Consider the following 15792-nt stretch of genomic DNA (forward strand, 5'->3'; position numbering starts at 1 on the left):
GCCCGGCCCCCGACCGCCGGGTGTGCGCGGTCAGCTCGCGGCCTCCCGGCGCCGGGCGCGGTACGCGGCGACATGCAGCCGGTTGCCGCAGGTACGGCTGTCGCAGTAGCGCCGGGAGCGGTTTCGGGACAGATCCACGAAGGCGTGCCGGCAGTCCGGCGCGTCACAGCGGCGCAGCCGCTCCCGCTCGCCCGCCACCACGAGGAAGGCCAGCGCCATGCCGCCGTCGGCGGCGAGGTGGTCGGCCAGCGAGGCACCGGGTGCGAAGTAGTGCACATGCCAGTCGTAGCCGTCGTGGTCGGTGAGCCGGGGCGTGGTCCCGGCCGCGGCGATCATCGCGTTGAGCAGCTCGGCGGTACGGCGGCCGGCGGCCTCGTTCCCGGCCGCCGCGAAGACCTCGGCGAACCGGGCCCGCACGGCCCGGACGGCGGTGAGGTCGCGCTCCCCGAGCGCGCCGATGTCGCTGATGTCATTGCGCTCGACGAACCGGCGCAGTGCGGGGACGTCGGCGAGGTCGTCCCGGTCCGCGCCCTCGGGCGCGGTGTTCACCAGATCGACGACCACGTCGAGCGCGCACCGGGTGTCGTGGTTGATCAGCACGGTTGGCTCCCTGGCCGGCTGGGTCGGCGGCTGCCCCTGGGCTGCCCTCGATCTGCCCGACTCTAGCCCTGCCGGGGCCCCGGGTGTTCATCCGGCGGTGCCGCGCGTACACAGGACGGTGCCGTCACCGCGGACGGTGCCGCGGCGACGGCACCGTCGCCTGCCTCTGCCGTTGTCGTGATTGCCGTGGTCGGAATGGTCAGTACCGGTATGTTGCGGATGTCGCGTCCCGGCTTCGCGCCGTCTCCCCGAGTCGGACGGCCGAGCGCTCAGCTCTCGCCGGGTGTCAGCTCTCCGCCAGGATGTGGGAGAGCTCCGTGTCGAGGTCGAAGTGACGGTGCTCGGTGCCGGGTGGCACCGCGGCGTCGGTTCGCTTCAGGAACGACTCCAGGGCCCGCGCCGGGGCTTCGAGCAGTGCCTCCCCCTCCGGAGAGCTCAGGGCGATGCAGACCACACCCTGGCCGTGGCTGCGGGACGGCCACACACGGACGTCGCCGGTGCCGGTGGGCCGGTGCAGGCCCTCGGCGAGAAGGTCGCGGGCGAACACCCATTCGACCGTCTCTTCGGCTCCGGTGTGGAAGGTGGCGTGCACGGCGTAAGGGTCGGCCGTGTCATACCGCAGGCCCGCGGGTACAGGCAGTGAGGACTCGCTCGACACAACGAGGCGCAGGTGCAGCTCGCAGCTGACCGTGGTGTTCATAAGCGCCAGGGCCTTTCGCTCAGTGTGCGCTCGGGGATTCGCACGTCGGCGAAATCGACATGCCACCTACGGTGCCGTTGTAAACCCCTCTGACCGTTTTGCGGCGCTTCTGGTAGCTCATGCGGCCCAGCTCCGGGGCGGCCGCTACCGCCGTTCCGGTGAGCTCGGGCGATCGGGTAAGTTGGGTCACATGAACGCGGAGAGTGACGGGCGGCAGGGGGGCTCCGAATCGGTGCCGCATGCCGCGACGGGGGACGACGCGCCGACGAAGGGGCCGGTGCTGGGTTCCCGGGCACCGCGGTTCATCCAGCGGTCGCGCCCGCTCCACCTGAGCTGGCAGGTCGGAGTGTTCATCGTCGGCCTCGCGGTCGTGGGCGTGGGCATCGTCATGCTGCCGCTGCCCGGTCCGGGGTGGCTGGTGATTTTCGCCGGTATGGCGATCTGGGCGACCGAGTTCGTCTGGGCCCAGTTGGTGCTGGCCTGGACCAAGCGCAAGGTGACCGAGGCGGCGCACCGTGCGCTGGACCCGAGGGTGCGCCGGCGCAATCTCATACTGACCACGATCGCCGTGGTCGTCTGCGCGGCGGCGGTGTCGGTCTACGTATGGAAGTTCGGCGTCGTGATGCCGTGGAAGATCGAGCAGTGACCGGCCCCGGGTCGTAGGGCTGGTCATGAGCACGGTCCGGCATACGCTAATGTTGGCCGTGCGCCAGGGCGATTAGCTCAGTGGGAGAGCGCTTCGTTCACACCGAAGAGGTCACTGGTTCGAACCCAGTATCGCCCACCCTGGACCGAGGGCCCGGAAGGCATCAGCCTTCCGGGCCCTCGGCGTTGTCGCATGTCCGAAGGTGTCCGGTGGCGGATGGCCGGCGGCGTTCGCCCCAAGCGCTTTCGTCGAGGCGCTTCAGCCGATCCGATCGATCCTGTCCGAACCGTTGACGTAGGCGTCGCCGGTCCATAACTTGTCCCGGCAAGCGCTTGCCTAAAACGTTTCAAGTTGTGGGGGCGGTCGGACGACCTGCCCGGGAGGGGCGTGCATGGGTGCTCGGCGATGGACGGCGAGGGCAAGAGGGCTCCGGGCGGCCGCGGCCGCGGTGGCCGCGCTGGGGCTGCTGGCCGCCGGCTGCGGCGGGGGGAGTGGCTCGGGAGGCGGCAAGGTGACCATCCGCTACTCCTGGTGGGGCGCCAAGGATCGCGCCGAGCTGATCCAGAAGACGGTGGAGCTGTTCGAGAAGGAACATCCGAACATCACGGTGAAGACGGACTTCTCGGAATACACCGACTTCTGGAGCAAGTTCAACACCCAGGCCGCGGGCGGAAACGCTCCGGACGTCTTCCAGAACTCCTACGCGTTCTTGCGCAAATACGGTGACAAAAACCTGCTCCTGGACCTCAACGGTCAGGCCAAGGCGGGAAACCTCAGCCTGAAGGGTTTCCGCGACGGGCTGGAGAAGGCCGGCGATATCGACGGCAAGCTCCTCGGCGTGCCGGTCGGCGCCAATACCTTCGCCCTTTTCTACAACCCGGACGCCTTCAAGAAGGCCGGGGTGACCGTCGAGGACGGCTGGACCTGGGACGACTTCTTCGCGGCCGCCAAGAAGGTACGCAAGAGCGACGGCACGCTCTACGGCGCGAGCGACAACGCCAATGTGATGTATCTGTACGACCTGTATTTGCGGCAGAACGGCGAGGCGTTCTTCACCAAGGACGACAAGCTCGGCTTCACCAAGGACGACCTCACGCAGTGGTGGAACCTGTGGCAGCAGCACGCCAAGGCCGATGAGCTGGTGCCGGGCAAGAAGTCCGAGCAGGCCAAGCCCAAGGCGTCGATCAGTGCCGATCTGTCGGCCGCCGAGTTCACCTGGGACAACTTCCTGGTCCGCTTCGCCGCCGAGACCAAGACCACCCTCGACCTCGGGCCGATCCCGACCACCGACGGCAGGCGGACCGGCCAGTACCTCTCCTCACTGATGCTCAGCGGCTCCGCCCGCACCCAGCACCCCAAGGAAGTAGCCCAGTTCATCGACTTCATGACCCATGACCCCGAGGTGGGCAAGATCATGGGCTACAACCGCGGCATCCCGGCGACCACCGCCCAGTACGACGCGTACAAGCCGCAGGGCGTCGACGCCAAGATCGCCGCGTATGAGAAGAGCGTCAGCGCCGAACTCGAGCCGATCACCCCGCATCCGGCCGGCGCCGATGTCGCCGAGGCCGCCTTCCTGAGGATCTACACCCAGGTCGCGCTGGGACAGGCCTCGATGGACAAGGCGGTCGACCAGTTCTTCGACGAGGCCGAGTCCGCGCTCGGGTCGTGAGGAGAGCTTCCGTGACACCGACCACGACGCGTGCGGCGGACGGGGTGCGGCCTCCCACCGGGACGTCCGGGGCGAAGGCCGCCCCGGGCCCCGGTGCCGCCCCCGCGGCGGGGCGGCGGCAGGGCCGCCGGGAGACCCTCGCGGGCTATCTCTTCCTGACCCCCTGGTGCATCGGAATCCTGCTGCTCACCCTCGGCCCGATGCTCGTCTCGCTCTATCTGGCGTTCACCGACTACAACCTCTTCGACTCGCCCCAGTGGATCGGGTTGCAGAACTTCCAGGACCTGCTCGAGGACGACCGCTGGTGGACCTCGGTCCAGGTGACGCTGAAGTACGTGCTGATCGGCACCCCACTGAAGCTGGCGGCGGCGCTCGCCGTGGCGCTGCTGCTGGTCAAGCCCCGCAAGGGCCAGGGCTTCTACCGTTCGGCGTTCTACGCCCCCTCCCTCATCGGCGCCAGCGTGAGCATCGGCATCGTCTGGCGGGCGATCTTCAACGACGACGCGATCGTCGACAAGTCCATGAGTCTCTTCGGCTGGGACGTCGGCGGCTGGATCGGCGACCCGGACTGGGCGCTGCCCACACTGATCACCCTCACCGTCTGGCAGTTCGGCGCGCCGATGGTGATCTTCCTGGCCGGGCTGAAGCAGGTGCCGAACGAGCTGTACGAGGCCGCCGCGATGGACGGCGCCGGCCGCTGGCGCCGGTTCCGGTCCATCACCCTGCCGATGATCTCCCCGGTGCTCTTCTTCAACCTCCTGCTGGAGCTCATCCACTCGTTCCAGGTCTTCACCTCGGCGGTGGTGATCGCGGGGTCGGGCACCAACACCGGCGGACCGGGCGACTCCCTGCTGGTCTACGGCTGGTACCTCTACGAGCAGGGTTTCCACAATCTGCGCATGGGCTACGCCGCCGCGATGGCCTGGATGCTGATGCTCGGCATCGGCCTGGTGACCGCGGTGCTGTTCAAGACCCAGCGCGGCTGGGTGCACTACGAGGAGGACGCCAGGTGAGCGCGGGCCGGGGCGCCGCGCGGGCCGGACTGAGGAACCACGCGGCGACCAAGGAGCGAGCGGTGACGAAGGAAGCCCGTGCGGCGGAGCGCGCCGGGACCGAGCGGGAGGCGTCGTGAGTGCGTCTGCGACGGCCGGGCGCCGCCGGGCGCGCTCGGTGATCTGGCATGTGGGGGCGCTCGCCGTGCTGGCGGTGCTCCTCTACCCCGTGGTGTGGGTGATCGGCGGCTCGTTCAAACCCGGTGACCGGATCATCGGCAGCCTCCAGCTGCTGCCCACCGATCCGATCGTCGACAACTACCGCCGGCTCGGCGACGGCATCGCGGACGTGCCGATCTCGACCTTCTTCACCAACTCACTGATCCTGGCGGCCGGTTCGGTGATCGGCGTGCTGTTCTCCTGCTCACTGGCCGCCTACGCCTTCGCCAGGATCCGCTTCGCGGGGCGGAACGCGCTCTTCACGCTCATGATCTCCACCCTGCTGCTGCCGTTCCAGGTGCTGATCATTCCGCAGTACATCCTGTTCCAGAAAATGGACCTGATCAACACCTATGTGCCGCTGCTGCTCGGCAAGTACCTGGCGGCGGACGCCTTCTTCGTCTTCCTGATGGTGCAGTTCATGCGCGGGCTGCCCCGGGAGCTGGACGAGGCGGCCCGGCTGGACGGCTGCGGCCATCCGCGCATCTACTGGAGCATCGTGCTGCCGCTGTGCCGTCCGGCCCTGATCACCAGCGCGATCTTCACCTTCATCTGGTCCTGGAACGACTTCATCGGACCCCTGCTCTATCTCAACGAACCGGACAAGTACACGGTCTCGATGGGCCTGAAGCTCTTCATCGACCAGGACTCCGTCGCCGACTACGGAGGCATGGTCGCGATGTCGCTCGTCGCCCTGCTGCCGGTGCTGCTGTTCTTCCTCGCCTTCCAGCGCTATCTGGTCGAGGGCGCGGCGACCTCCGGACTGAAGGGCTGAGACCGCCATGACAGAAGCCGCCGTACGCGGTGTGCAGCGGCCCACGCGCGGCCCGCTGCGCTTCGCCCTGTTCGCCGAATGCCTGCTGACCGGCGTGTGGGTGGTGCTCGCCGCGCTGCCGGTGATCACCGTGCTGCCCGCCTTCGCGGCCGGCTGTGCGCATCTGCGGCGCCATCTGGACGGGGAGCGGTCCACCTGGCGGGACTTCCTCGCGGGGCTGCGGGAGGCGACCCGGAGCGGCTGGCGGTTCTCCCTGCTGTGGTGGGCGGCGCTCGCACTGCTCGCCTTCGATCTGCGGGTGGCCCGCTCGGGGGCGCTGCCCGGCGGGCCCGCGCTGATCGCGGTGAGCGTGGCGGGCCTGCTCGCGGTGATCGTCCTCGGGCTGCGCACGGCGGCGGTACGGCGGCCCGGCACCCCCTGGCCGGCCGCCGCCCGTACCGCCGCCCGCCAGGGCCTGGCCGCCGACCCCGGCGGATCGCTGCTGCTCGTCGGCGGGCTCGCGGTGCTCGCCGTCGCCGCCTGGCAGATGCTGCCGCTGATCGCCCCGGCCATGGGCGCCCTCGCGGGCTGTGCGGTCGCGGTGGAGCGGCGCGCCCGCGCCTGATCCGGCGCCGTCCGCCCTCAGCCCTCCGCCGCCTGACGCACGTATGTCATGCACCTGCCCTGACCTCGTTCACCCACCCGCCCCCGTACGAAAGGTGAAGCGAACATGCCCCCGATCCCCCGACGCGACCTCCTCAAGGCCGCCGCCGTCACCGGCGCCGCCGTGCCGTTCTCCTGGCTGCTCGCCGGCAACGCCCCGAAGGCCGCCGCCGACAGTCCCGCGAGGAAGTCCGCCGGCGAGCCCGTGGACATCACCTGGCTGGAGGACGGCGGTCTGGGCGCGGCCGCGGGCTCCACCTTCGGCGTCCCCTGGCCCAAGGGCGCCCACCCCGGCGACCGGACGTTCACGCTGACCACCGCCGACGGCAAGGAGGTGCCGCTCCAGACCTGGGCCACCGCCTACTGGCCCGACGGCTCCCTCAAATGGACCGCTCACGCGGCGGGGGAGGGCCTCACCGGCAGCGCCTACCAGCTCACCACCGGCAAGCCCGCCGCGCCCGCCAAGAAGGTCACCGTCTCCGAGAGCGGCGGCGGGATCACCGTCGACACCGGGGTGATCAAGGCCGTGATCGGCAAGGACGGGAAGAAGCTCGTCCGCACCGTCACCCGTGGCTCCACCGAGATCGCCCGCGACGGCCGGCTGGTCCTGCTCCGCCAGGGCAGCCTCGACGACGGCGATCAGGGCAGCGCCGCCTGGGAGCGGTTCGACGGCGAGATCAGCGGGACCGAGGTCGAGCAGAGGGGCCCCGTCCGCGCCGTCGTCCGTATCGATGGCAACCACCGCAAGGGCCGCCGCGGCTGGCTCCCCTTCAGCGTCCGGCTCTACTTCTACGCGGGCGCCGACTCCTTCCGCATGGTGCACACGATTACCTACGACGGCGATCAGAACAAGGACTTCATCCGCGGTCTCGGCGTCCGCTTCTCCGTACCGATGCGCGACGAGGCGTACGACCGCCACATCCGTATCGCGGGCGAGGGCAAGGGGTTCCTCACCGAGGCCGTCAAGGGCGTCACCGGGCTGCGCCGCGACCCCGGCGCGGGCGTCCGCACGGCCCAGGTGAAGGGCGAGAGGCTGCCCGACCCGGCCACCTGGGACCAGCGCGTCACCTCCCGGCTGCACCTCATCCCCACCTGGGGCGACTACACCCTCTCCCAGCTCTCCGCCGATGGCTTCACCCTGCGCAAGCGCACCAAGCCCGGCCACGGCTGGATCGCCGCGGGCGGCGGACGCCGGGCGAACGGCTTCGGCTATGTCGGCGGCGTCAGCGGCGGACTCTCCTTCGGACTGCGCGACTTCTGGGAGAAGTTCCCCGCCCAGCTGGACATCCGCGGCGCCGCCGGGGACGAGGCCGAGGTCACCCTGTGGCTCTGGTCGCCCGAGGCCCAGCCCATGGACCTGCGCTTCTACCACGACGGCCTGGGCCAGGACACCTACCCGGAACAGCTCGAGGGCCTCCAGATCACCTACGAGGACTACGAACCGGACTTCGGCACCCCGTACGGCATCGCCCGCACCAGCGAACTCACCTTCTGGGCCAACGCGGCCACCCCCGACGCCGGCACCCTCGTCCGGCAGGCCGCCGCCGTGCGCACCCCGCCCCAACTGGCCGCCGGTCCCGCCGATCTGGCCCGCGCCAAGGTCTTCGGCGGCCTCTTCGCTCCCGTCGACCGCTCGACCCCCGCCAAGGCGAAGATCGAGAACCGGCTGGACTTCCTCTTCGACTACCACAAGGGCCAGGTCGAACAGCGCCGTTGGTACGGCTTCTGGGACTACGGCGACATCATGCACACCTACGACGGCGACCGGCACCAGTGGCGGTACGACGTCGGAGGCTACGCCTGGGACAACTCCGAGCTCTCCCCCGATCTGTGGCTGTGGCTGGCGTATCTGCGCTCCGGCCGCTCCGACATCTTCCGCTTCGCCGAAACCATGACCCGGCACACCGGCGAGGTCGACGCCTACCACCTCGGCACATGGGCCGGGCTCGGCACCCGGCACGGCGTCCAGCACTTCGCCGACAGCGCCAAACAGCAGCGCATCTCCACCGCCCTGTACCGCCGCTACTACTACTTCCTCACCGCGGACGAGCGGGTCGGCGACATCATGCACGCCCTCGTCGACTCCGACGAGACGTTCCTCGTCCTCGATCCGCAGCGCAAGGTCCGCGAGGACCCCGACTACGAGCCCGACCCGCACGCCCTGTCCATCGGCTTCGGCACCGACTGGAGCGGTCTGGCCGGTGCCTGGCTCACCGAATGGGAGCGGCGCGGCCCCAAGGCGAAGAAGGCCGAGGCGCGGCTGCGCTCCACCATGGAGACCATCGCGGCCCAGCCCAACGGCTTCGTCCAGGGCAGCGGCCTGTACGACCTCGACACCGGCAGGTACGCGATCGACGACGAGCCCAAGGTCAGCGTCTCCCATCTGTCCGCGGTCTTCGGCCTGGTCGAGGTCTGCGCCGAGGTGATCGACCTCATCGACATGCCCAAGTTCAAGGAGGCATGGCTGGACTACTGCCGCTACTTCAACGCCACCAAGGCCGAGCAGAAGGCCCGCTACGGCGCCGACTTCGGCTCCCTGATCCTGGTCCAGGGCCACTCGCGGCTCGACGCCTACGCCGCCGTCCAGCTCAAGGACGACGAGCTGGCCGCCCGCGCCTGGCGGAAGTTCACCGAGTACCACGAGGGCGACGGCTACCCGGACACCACCACCAGCTGGAAGACGGTCGAGCTCGAAGGCCCGGACGTGCTGGAGCCCGGCGTCGAGGCGGCCTGGGTGAGCACCAACGCCACCGCCCAGTACGGCCTCGCCGCGATCCAGAACCTCGCGCTCGTCAGCGACAAGCTGCCGGGCTAGAGCTGGCGCCGGCCGCCACCGGCCGACCACACTGGGGGCATGGACTGGTGCCACTACCGCTTCCACAGCCGCTGGGACCTCGACGCTCCGCCCGCCGCCGTCTTCGCGGCGCTGGCGAACGCCGAGGACTATCCGCGGTGGTGGCCCCAGGTCCGTGAGGTCCGGCGGATCGACGAGCGCAGCGGCGCCGCCCGCTTCCGCTCCGTCGTCCCGTACGACCTGCGAGTGACCGTCAGTGAGGCACGTCAGGACCCGGCGGCCGGTGTACTGGAGATCCGCCTCTCCGGCGATCTGGAGGGATGGGTGCGCTGGACGGTCATGGCCCAGGACACCGGCACCCGCGCCCGCTTCGAACAGGAGGTGGTGGCCCGCAAACCGCTGTTGCGCCGCCTCGCGCTCCCCGGCCGCCCCGTCTTCCGGGCCAACCACGCCCTGATGATGCGCTCCGGGCGGCGGGGGCTGCGGGCACACCTCGCCGCACGGGCCGCCGGGCCGACGGAGACTCTCCGGGCGACCGGGGCGACTGAGACTCCCGGGGCGACTGAGACTCCCTGGGCGGCCTCCGAGCACTCCGGGCCCTCCGGCGGAAACGCGGTTTGAACCAAACCCGCCGCGACCTGTATTGTTCAGGTCGTTCCACCGGGGAGGACCCCGAGGAGAACAACCCGGGCGATTAGCTCAGTGGGAGAGCGCTTCGTTCACACCGAAGAGGTCACTGGTTCGAACCCAGTATCGCCCACCACCCGATGAGGCCGGGCCGCCAGCAGGCGGCCCGGCCTCATGTCTGTGTGCTTGTGCGGCCCGGAGCTGGGTATCCGGATAAAACTTCCGTGGGTGACGAAGTGGAGGGGAACTCATGGCCGTAGCGAGCGCAGCCGTCCTGTCCCTGGACTGTGCCGAACCCGAAGAACTCGCCGAGTTCTACGCCCAGGTGCTCGGCGCGCAGATCCAGCCGTTGACCACCCCCGACCGGGTCGAGATCGTCGCACCCGGCGGTTCGCGGATGGCGTTCCTCAGGGACCACGGCTTCGCCCCGCCGAGCTGGCCGCGGCCGGACGACTCCCAGCAGGCCCATCTGGACCTGCTGGTGGAGGACATCGACGCCGCGGAGCGCCAGGTCGTCGACCTGGGCGCGCGGCCGCTGGACACCAAGCACAACGGCGGCCCCCGCGATGTGCGGATCTACTCCGACCCGGCGGGCCACCCCTTCTCGCTCCGCAAGGGCTGAAGCGTCCGCGCTCAGCCCGTGCGGCGGAGCGAGAGCCGGACGTCAGGCGGCGGCCGCGAGGTCGGGCCGCAGCGGCCAGGCCGGATCGCAGACCTCGTCCGAGCCGTTGAGCGCGAACCACGCCTGGAGTCCGCGGGCCTGCGCCGCGTACCAGACCGTCTGGCGGGCGTGCAGCTCGGCGGGGGTCAGGGTCTCCAGGCGGGAGGCGAACCGGCGGCCCACCGCCCGGACGACGTTCAGCGCGGCCGCGGCGTCCGCCGCCGCGTCATGCGCGCCCGTCAGCTCCACGCCGTAGTGCGCACACAGATCGATCAGGGTGCGGCGGCCCTTGCGATAGCGGTCCAGATGCTTGTCCAGCACCCGCGGATCGAGAACGCTCAGCGACCGCAGCGACAGATAGCCCGCCAGGCTGGAGTTGCGATGCCGCTTCAACTCGCGGTCCAGCAACGTCAGATCGAACGGCGCGTTCATCACCACCAGCGGGGTGCCCCGCGCGGTCTGCTCCGCTATCGCCCGCGCCACCTCGTCCATCACCGGCGCCGGCCATCTGCCGTGATGCTGAAGATGGGCATCGGTCAGACCGTGTATCTCGGTGGCGGCCGGCGGCACCGGCACCCCCGGACTCACCAGCCAGCGCCGGACCTCCGGCAGACTTCCGGTCCCGCGCTGCACCACCAGGGCCGCCGACACGATCCGGTCATGTTCGACATCGACACCCGTGGTCTCCGTGTCAAACGCGGCGAGCGGCCCCTCGAACCAGGACGGCATGGCCTCAACTCCTCGTGCGCTTCCCGTCGATGACATCTGCACCCCGCCCCGACCAGGTGATACCCGGAGCGAGCAGCCCGAACCGCCGCTGTTTGCCGAGGTCCTGACGGGGAGACAACACAGATGTACGAGCCGGCGACGACCGGAAGGCGTCACGGACATGACGCTCGCGCAACCCGACCCGGCCCCGATGGCGAGCGGTCTCGCCCTGAGCGGACCACCTCCCGTGCGTGGCCAGATCGCCACCACCGCCTGTATGGAGACCCTCCAGGTGGGCTATCTGCACGCGGTGGCGGCCGCCGCCGGCTGCTCACTGGCCCAGCCCTTCCCCGACCACGGCATCGACTGGCATGTCAGTCACAGCGCGCCCGGTCACGCCGTGGACGACGAAGTCACCATCAAGGTGCAGCTGAAGGCCACGCACCAGATCGCGCCGGACCCTCCCGGGCCGACCTTCGCGTTCACCCTCGACAACGACCACCTGGTCAAGCTCGCCCGCAGCCCGGTGTCCGTGCACAAGATCCTCGTCGTGATGATCGTGCCGCGCCGCCGGGAGGACTGGCTGCGGGCCGGTCATGACCGCCTGTCCCTGCGCCACTGCTGCTACTGGATCAACCTGGCCGGCCACCCGATCACGGGCCGCCGGCGGACCACCGTGCGGATCCCGATCGCACGCGTCTTCGACGACCGCGCGCTCTGCGAGATCATGAACCGGGTCGGGGCGGGAGGGAGACCGTGATGGACCGACCGTGGCCGCAGGACGCCCCGGCACCCCCGCCGGTCCCGCACCCCGACACGGTCGACCCGGCCGTCCTCGGCGCGCTGCTCGCCCGGCACGGCTGGCGCCGCCGCGGCGGCGCCCCGGGGCACTACGCCCGGTGGACCCCGCCGGGCCGCCTCGCGGGCGGCACCAGCCTGCTGGTGCCCGAGAGCCGGGACTTCCCCGACAGCGGCGATCTGCTCGGCGAGGCGCTGATGGCGCTCAGCCGCAGCGCCGCCCCCTCCGCCCGTGAGGTGCTCACCGCACTCGCCGTGCCCGGCGACGAGATCCGCTGGCGCCGCGAGGTGCCCGAATCCCCGGGCGGCACCGCCGCCTGGACCGCACAGGAGCGGCTGCGCACCGCCGCCCGCGACACCCTGCTGGCCGGTGCGCTCGCCACCCGGGGCCGCGCGGGCTACTACGGCGCCCGGCACCGCCGCGCCGCCGAGGCGTGGCTGGAGCGGGTGCTGACCGGGCCCTCGGGCGCGGAGTCCGGCGGCCGTGAGCTGACCGTCTTCGTGCCTGTCGCGGAGGACGGCCGCGCCACCTCCGTCACCCTGCTGCGCGCGCTGTACGCCCTCCGTGACGCCGCCGACTACCACCGGGCGACGGGCGGCATGGAGGCGTATGACGCGGCGGTCGCGGCGGGGGTGTGCCGGGAGCTGACCGATGCGGTGATCGCGCTGGTCCAGGGCACGGAAGGGGCTCGGGTGGCGCTGGAGTGGGCACCGGCCGCCGGTCCGCCGCCAGGGTTCGCCGCCCGGCCCGATCCGGTGGAGTTCTCGCCCGGCGATCTCCCGGGGCTGCGGGAGGCGGGGGCCCGCTACGTCCGGGACGAGCCCTCTCTGCCGGTGCTGATCACCGGCGCGGTGGTACGGCTGCGCCGTACCGGCCCCGGCGGACCCGGGACGGTGCGGCTGCGGGTGCTGTCCGGGGCGGATGTCGCACAGGTGCGGATCACCCTGGAGGAGGACGACTACCGCATCGCCGGCCATGCCCATCTGGTGGGGCTGCCGATCCGGGTGCGGGGACGGCTGGAGAGCCGCGGCGGCTTCCGCCGGCTCAGCGGAGCCACCGGCGTCACCCCGGTCCAGGTGGAGGAGGCCGAGCGGGACCGGCTGGTCAAGTCGCTCCAGGAGAACCTGGACTTCTTCGAGGAGGCGTGCGGCGGCGGCCCCTGACCGCCGCCCCGGGCCGTAGGGGCCCGTACCACCGTTTCGCGGTCGCACCCGTCGGCTCGGTACGATTCACGCTGCGCGGTATTCGCCGCGGGGAGCCATCCTTCAGTCAGGAGAGACCGGTGTCAGACGTCCGTGTGATCATCCAACGCGATTCCGAGCGGGAAGAACGTGTGGTGGCCACGGGCACTACGACGGCGGACCTCTTCGCCGGCGACCGCTCGATCGTCGCCGTGCGCGTGGGCGGGCAGCTCAAGGATCTGGCGTACCAGCCGGCCGAGGGCGACGAGATCGAACCGGTGGAGATCACCAGCCAGGACGGTCTGGACATCCTGCGCCACTCCACCGCGCATGTCATGGCCCAGGCCGTGCAGGAGCTGTACCCGGAGGCGAAGCTCGGCATCGGCCCGCCGATCAAGGACGGGTTCTACTACGACTTCGACGTGGAGACCCCGTTCCACCCGGAGGACCTCAAGCGCATCGAGAAGAAGATGCAGGAGATCCAGAAGCGGGGGCAGCGCTTCTCCCGCCGCGTGGTCACCGACGAGGGGGCGCGCGAGGAGCTGGCCGCCGAGCCGTACAAGCTGGAGCTGATCGGGCTCAAGGGGGCGGCCGCGGACGCCGCCGAGGGCGCGTCGGCCGAGGTCGGCGCGGGCGAGCTGACCATCTACGACAACCTCGACGCCAAGTCCGGCGAGCTGTGCTGGAAGGACCTGTGCCGTGGTCCGCACCTGCCGACCACGCGGCACATCCCGGCCTTCAAGCTGATGCGCAGCGCCGCCGCCTACTGGCGGGGCAGCGAGAAGAACCCCCAGCTCCAGCGGATCTACGGCACCGCCTGGCCGACCAAGGACGAGCTGAAGGCGTACCTGGACTTCCTCGCCGAGGCCGAGAAGCGCGACCACCGCAAGCTGGGCGCGGAGCTGGACCTGTTCTCCTTCCCCGACGAGCTGGGCTCGGGCCTGGCGGTGTTCCACCCCAAGGGCGGCGTGATCCGCAAGGAGATGGAGAAGTACTCGCGGAAGCGGCACGAGGAGGCGGGGTACGAGTTCGTCAACACCCCGCACATCACCAAGGCGCGCCTCTTCGAGACCTCCGGCCATCTGCCGCACTACATGGACGGCATGTTCCCGCCCATGGAGTTCGAGGGCCAGGACTACTACCTCAAGGCCATGAACTGCCCGATGCACAACCTGGTCTTCCGGGCACGCGGGCGGTCGTATCGCGAGCTGCCCCTGCGGATGTTCGAGTTCGGCACGGTCTACCGCTACGAGAAATCCGGCGTCGTCCACGGCCTGACCCGGGCCCGCGGCTTCACCCAGGACGACTCGCACATCTACTGCACCAAGGAGCAGATGGCCGATGAGCTCGACAGCCTGCTCACCTTCGTGCTGGACCTGCTCCGCGACTACGGCCTGAGCGACTTCTATCTGGAGCTGTCCACCCGGGACGACTCCGACAAGTTCATGGGCAGCGACGAGCAGTGGGAAGAGGCCACCGAGGAGCTGCGCAAGGCCGCTGAGAAGCAGGGCCTGGAGCTGGTCATGGACCCGGGCGGCGCGGCCTTCTACGGCCCCAAGATCTCGGTCCAGGCGCGGGACGCGATCGGCCGTACCTGGCAGATGTCGACCATCCAGCTCGACTTCAACCAGCCGGCCCGGTTCGAGCTGGAGTACACCGCGGCGGACGGCTCCCGGCAGCAGCCCGTCATGATCCACCGGGCGCTCTTCGGCTCGATCGAGCGCTTCTTCGCGGTCCTGCTGGAGCACTACGCGGGCGCCTTCCCGGCGTGGCTGGCCCCGGTCCAGGCGGTCGGCATCCCGATCGGTGACGGCCATGTGCCGTATCTGGAGGAGTTCGCCGCGCAGGCCAGGGCGAAGGGCCTGCGGATGGAGGTGGACTCGTCCTCGGACCGGATGCAGAAGAAGATCAGGAACGCGCAGAAGTCCAAGGTGCCGTTCATGATCATCGCCGGTGACGAGGACATCGCAGCCGGCGCGGTGAGCTTCCGCTACCGCGACGGCTCGCAGAAGAACGGCATCCCGATCGACCAGGCGCTGGCCGAGATCACCGACGCCGTGGAGCGCCGGATCCAGGTCTGATCCACAGCGGTCTCCACGGAGGCCGGGATTCCGAGGGGCGGCCCCGAGCAGGGCCGCCCCTCGGCTCTTCCTCACCCCTGCTGGGCGAATATGCTGGCCCGCATGACGAGTGAGCCGGAACAGCAGATCGGAGTGGGGACGCCTGACGCGTTCCAGCGCCTGTGGACGCCCCACCGGATGGCCTACATCCAGGGGGAGAACAAGCCGACCGGCCCGGGTGCGGGCGATGGCTGTCCGTTCTGCTCCATTCCGGAGAAGTCCGACGAGGACGGCTTGATCATCACCCGCGGTCGCTCCGTGTACGCCGTGCTGAACCTGTACCCGTACACCGGCGGCCACCTGATGGTCGTCCCGTTCCGACACATCGCCGACTACACCGATCTCACCGCCGAGGAGACGGTCGAGCTGGCGGAATACACCAAGGCCGCCATGACCGCGCTGCGTACCGCCTCGGGTGCGCACGGTTTCAACATCGGGATGAACCAGGGCACGGTGGCCGGCGCCGGGATCGCGGCGCATCTGCACCAGCATGTGGTGCCGCGCTGGGGCGGGGACACCAACTTCATGCCCGTCATCGGCCGCACCAAGGTGCTGCCGCAACTCCTCGCCGACACCCGCCGGTTGCTCGCCGACGCCTGGCCGAAGGCAGAGGCGGAGGCGGAGGCTTAAGCACGGGCACGGACCCGGCAGGCGAA

15 protein-coding genes, 2 tRNA genes and 1 pseudogene are annotated in these 15792 nt (G+C 70.3%); 15 read left to right on the forward strand and 3 right to left on the reverse strand.

Annotated elements, in window-relative coordinates:
• Positions 1 to 30: 30 nt before the first annotated feature.
• Both N6H00_RS32770 and N6H00_RS32775 read right to left on the reverse strand, forming a co-directional pair.
• Positions 31 to 600, reverse strand: coding sequence for a CGNR zinc finger domain-containing protein (locus N6H00_RS32770; protein WP_268975447.1), 570 nt, complete (start codon positions 598 to 600; stop codon positions 31 to 33).
• A 286-nt stretch (positions 601 to 886) separates the two neighbouring features.
• Positions 887 to 1300 carry an SsgA family sporulation/cell division regulator gene (locus N6H00_RS32775; protein WP_003959770.1) on the reverse strand — a complete coding sequence of 138 codons (414 nt, stop codon included), beginning with the start codon at positions 1298 to 1300 and terminating at the stop codon, positions 887 to 889.
• Between the two features lie 190 nt (positions 1301 to 1490).
• Here N6H00_RS32775 and N6H00_RS32780 point away from each other — a divergent pair, with 190 nt between their 5' ends.
• From N6H00_RS32780 to N6H00_RS32830, 11 genes and pseudogenes are all read left to right on the forward strand, one after another.
• Entirely contained in the window at positions 1491 to 1946 is a 456-nt protein-coding gene (locus tag N6H00_RS32780) for a TIGR02611 family protein (RefSeq protein WP_268975448.1), read from the forward strand.
• 66 nt (positions 1947 to 2012) lie between these two features.
• Positions 2013 to 2084, forward strand: a tRNA-Val gene (locus tag N6H00_RS32785).
• A 253-nt stretch (positions 2085 to 2337) separates the two neighbouring features.
• The gene (locus N6H00_RS32790; protein WP_268975449.1) at positions 2338 to 3618 is read left to right on the forward strand and encodes an ABC transporter substrate-binding protein; all 1281 of its coding nucleotides are present in this window, start codon (positions 2338 to 2340) and stop codon (positions 3616 to 3618) included.
• 11 nt (positions 3619 to 3629) lie between these two features.
• Entirely contained in the window at positions 3630 to 4631 is a 1002-nt protein-coding gene (locus N6H00_RS32795) for a carbohydrate ABC transporter permease (RefSeq protein WP_443073108.1), read from the forward strand.
• Positions 4628 to 4750 (forward strand): hypothetical protein, encoded by a 123-nt coding sequence (locus N6H00_RS32800; RefSeq protein ID WP_268975450.1) that lies wholly within the window; start codon positions 4628 to 4630, stop codon positions 4748 to 4750. Before N6H00_RS32795 ends, N6H00_RS32800 begins: the two co-directional genes overlap by 4 nt.
• Entirely contained in the window at positions 4747 to 5604 is an 858-nt protein-coding gene (locus N6H00_RS32805) for a carbohydrate ABC transporter permease (RefSeq protein ID WP_268975452.1), read from the forward strand. The genes N6H00_RS32800 and N6H00_RS32805 overlap by 4 nt, the downstream gene beginning before the upstream one ends.
• Positions 5605 to 5611: 7 nt before the next feature.
• Complete coding sequence (locus tag N6H00_RS32810; protein ID WP_268975453.1) at positions 5612 to 6208, forward strand: DUF624 domain-containing protein; 597 nt, start codon at positions 5612 to 5614, stop codon at positions 6206 to 6208.
• Between the two features lie 105 nt (positions 6209 to 6313).
• Positions 6314 to 9061 carry an exo-rhamnogalacturonan lyase family protein gene (locus N6H00_RS32815; RefSeq protein ID WP_268975454.1) on the forward strand — a complete coding sequence of 916 codons (2748 nt, stop codon included), beginning with the start codon at positions 6314 to 6316 and terminating at the stop codon, positions 9059 to 9061.
• Positions 9062 to 9100: 39 nt separating this feature from the next.
• Positions 9101 to 9541, forward strand: a pseudogene (locus N6H00_RS32820) (SRPBCC family protein); the annotation flags it as partial.
• 187 nt (positions 9542 to 9728) lie between these two features.
• A tRNA-Val gene (locus tag N6H00_RS32825) sits at positions 9729 to 9803 on the forward strand.
• A gap of 114 nt (positions 9804 to 9917) precedes the next feature.
• On the forward strand, positions 9918 to 10289 hold the full coding sequence (locus N6H00_RS32830; RefSeq protein WP_268975455.1) for a VOC family protein: 372 nt from the start codon (positions 9918 to 9920) through the stop codon (positions 10287 to 10289).
• A gap of 42 nt (positions 10290 to 10331) precedes the next feature.
• Here N6H00_RS32830 and N6H00_RS32835 read toward each other — a convergent pair whose 3' ends face one another.
• Positions 10332 to 11057 (reverse strand): 3'-5' exonuclease, encoded by a 726-nt coding sequence (locus tag N6H00_RS32835; RefSeq protein WP_268975456.1) that lies wholly within the window; start codon positions 11055 to 11057, stop codon positions 10332 to 10334.
• A 160-nt stretch (positions 11058 to 11217) separates the two neighbouring features.
• On the opposite strand from N6H00_RS32835, the gene N6H00_RS32840 reads away from it, so the two are divergent.
• The 4 genes from N6H00_RS32840 to N6H00_RS32855 all read left to right on the forward strand — a co-directional run bounded on the left by N6H00_RS32840 (position 11218) and on the right by N6H00_RS32855 (position 15766).
• Positions 11218 to 11796: a DUF4365 domain-containing protein gene (locus tag N6H00_RS32840; RefSeq protein ID WP_443073109.1), complete on the forward strand. Its 579-nt coding sequence runs from the start codon at positions 11218 to 11220 to the stop codon at positions 11794 to 11796.
• The gene (locus tag N6H00_RS32845; RefSeq protein WP_268975457.1) at positions 11796 to 12998 is read left to right on the forward strand and encodes a hypothetical protein; all 1203 of its coding nucleotides are present in this window, start codon (positions 11796 to 11798) and stop codon (positions 12996 to 12998) included. Before N6H00_RS32840 ends, N6H00_RS32845 begins: the two co-directional genes overlap by 1 nt.
• Positions 12999 to 13117: 119 nt before the next feature.
• Entirely contained in the window at positions 13118 to 15097 is a 1980-nt protein-coding gene (gene thrS / locus N6H00_RS32850) for a threonine--tRNA ligase (RefSeq protein ID WP_268975458.1), read from the forward strand.
• 90 nt (positions 15098 to 15187) lie between these two features.
• Entirely contained in the window at positions 15188 to 15766 is a 579-nt protein-coding gene (locus tag N6H00_RS32855; RefSeq protein WP_268975459.1) for an HIT family protein, read from the forward strand.
• Positions 15767 to 15792: the final 26 nt, after the last annotated feature.

The organism is Streptomyces sp. S465 (assembly GCF_026898115.1).
Taxonomy (GTDB): Bacteria; Actinomycetota; Actinomycetes; order Streptomycetales; family Streptomycetaceae; genus Streptomyces; species Streptomyces luomodiensis.

Excerpts from the sequence above, each read along its gene's own strand:
- N6H00_RS32775 (WP_003959770.1), bottom strand. The coding sequence starts at position 1,300 with ATGAACACCACGGTCAGCTGCGAGCTGCACCTGCGCCTCGTTGTGTCG.
- N6H00_RS32780 (WP_268975448.1), top strand. The coding sequence starts at position 1,491 with ATGAACGCGGAGAGTGACGGGCGGCAGGGGGGCTCCGAATCGGTGCCG.
- N6H00_RS32790 (WP_268975449.1), top strand. The coding sequence starts at position 2,338 with ATGGGTGCTCGGCGATGGACGGCGAGGGCAAGAGGGCTCCGGGCGGCC.
- N6H00_RS32810 (WP_268975453.1), top strand. The coding sequence starts at position 5,612 with ATGACAGAAGCCGCCGTACGCGGTGTGCAGCGGCCCACGCGCGGCCCG.
- N6H00_RS32815 (WP_268975454.1), top strand. The coding sequence starts at position 6,314 with ATGCCCCCGATCCCCCGACGCGACCTCCTCAAGGCCGCCGCCGTCACC.
- N6H00_RS32830 (WP_268975455.1), top strand. The coding sequence starts at position 9,918 with ATGGCCGTAGCGAGCGCAGCCGTCCTGTCCCTGGACTGTGCCGAACCC.
- N6H00_RS32835 (WP_268975456.1), bottom strand. The coding sequence starts at position 11,057 with ATGCCGTCCTGGTTCGAGGGGCCGCTCGCCGCGTTTGACACGGAGACC.
- N6H00_RS32840 (WP_443073109.1), top strand. The coding sequence starts at position 11,218 with ATGACGCTCGCGCAACCCGACCCGGCCCCGATGGCGAGCGGTCTCGCC.
- N6H00_RS32845 (WP_268975457.1), top strand. The coding sequence starts at position 11,796 with ATGGACCGACCGTGGCCGCAGGACGCCCCGGCACCCCCGCCGGTCCCG.
- N6H00_RS32855 (WP_268975459.1), top strand. The coding sequence starts at position 15,188 with ATGCTGGCCCGCATGACGAGTGAGCCGGAACAGCAGATCGGAGTGGGG.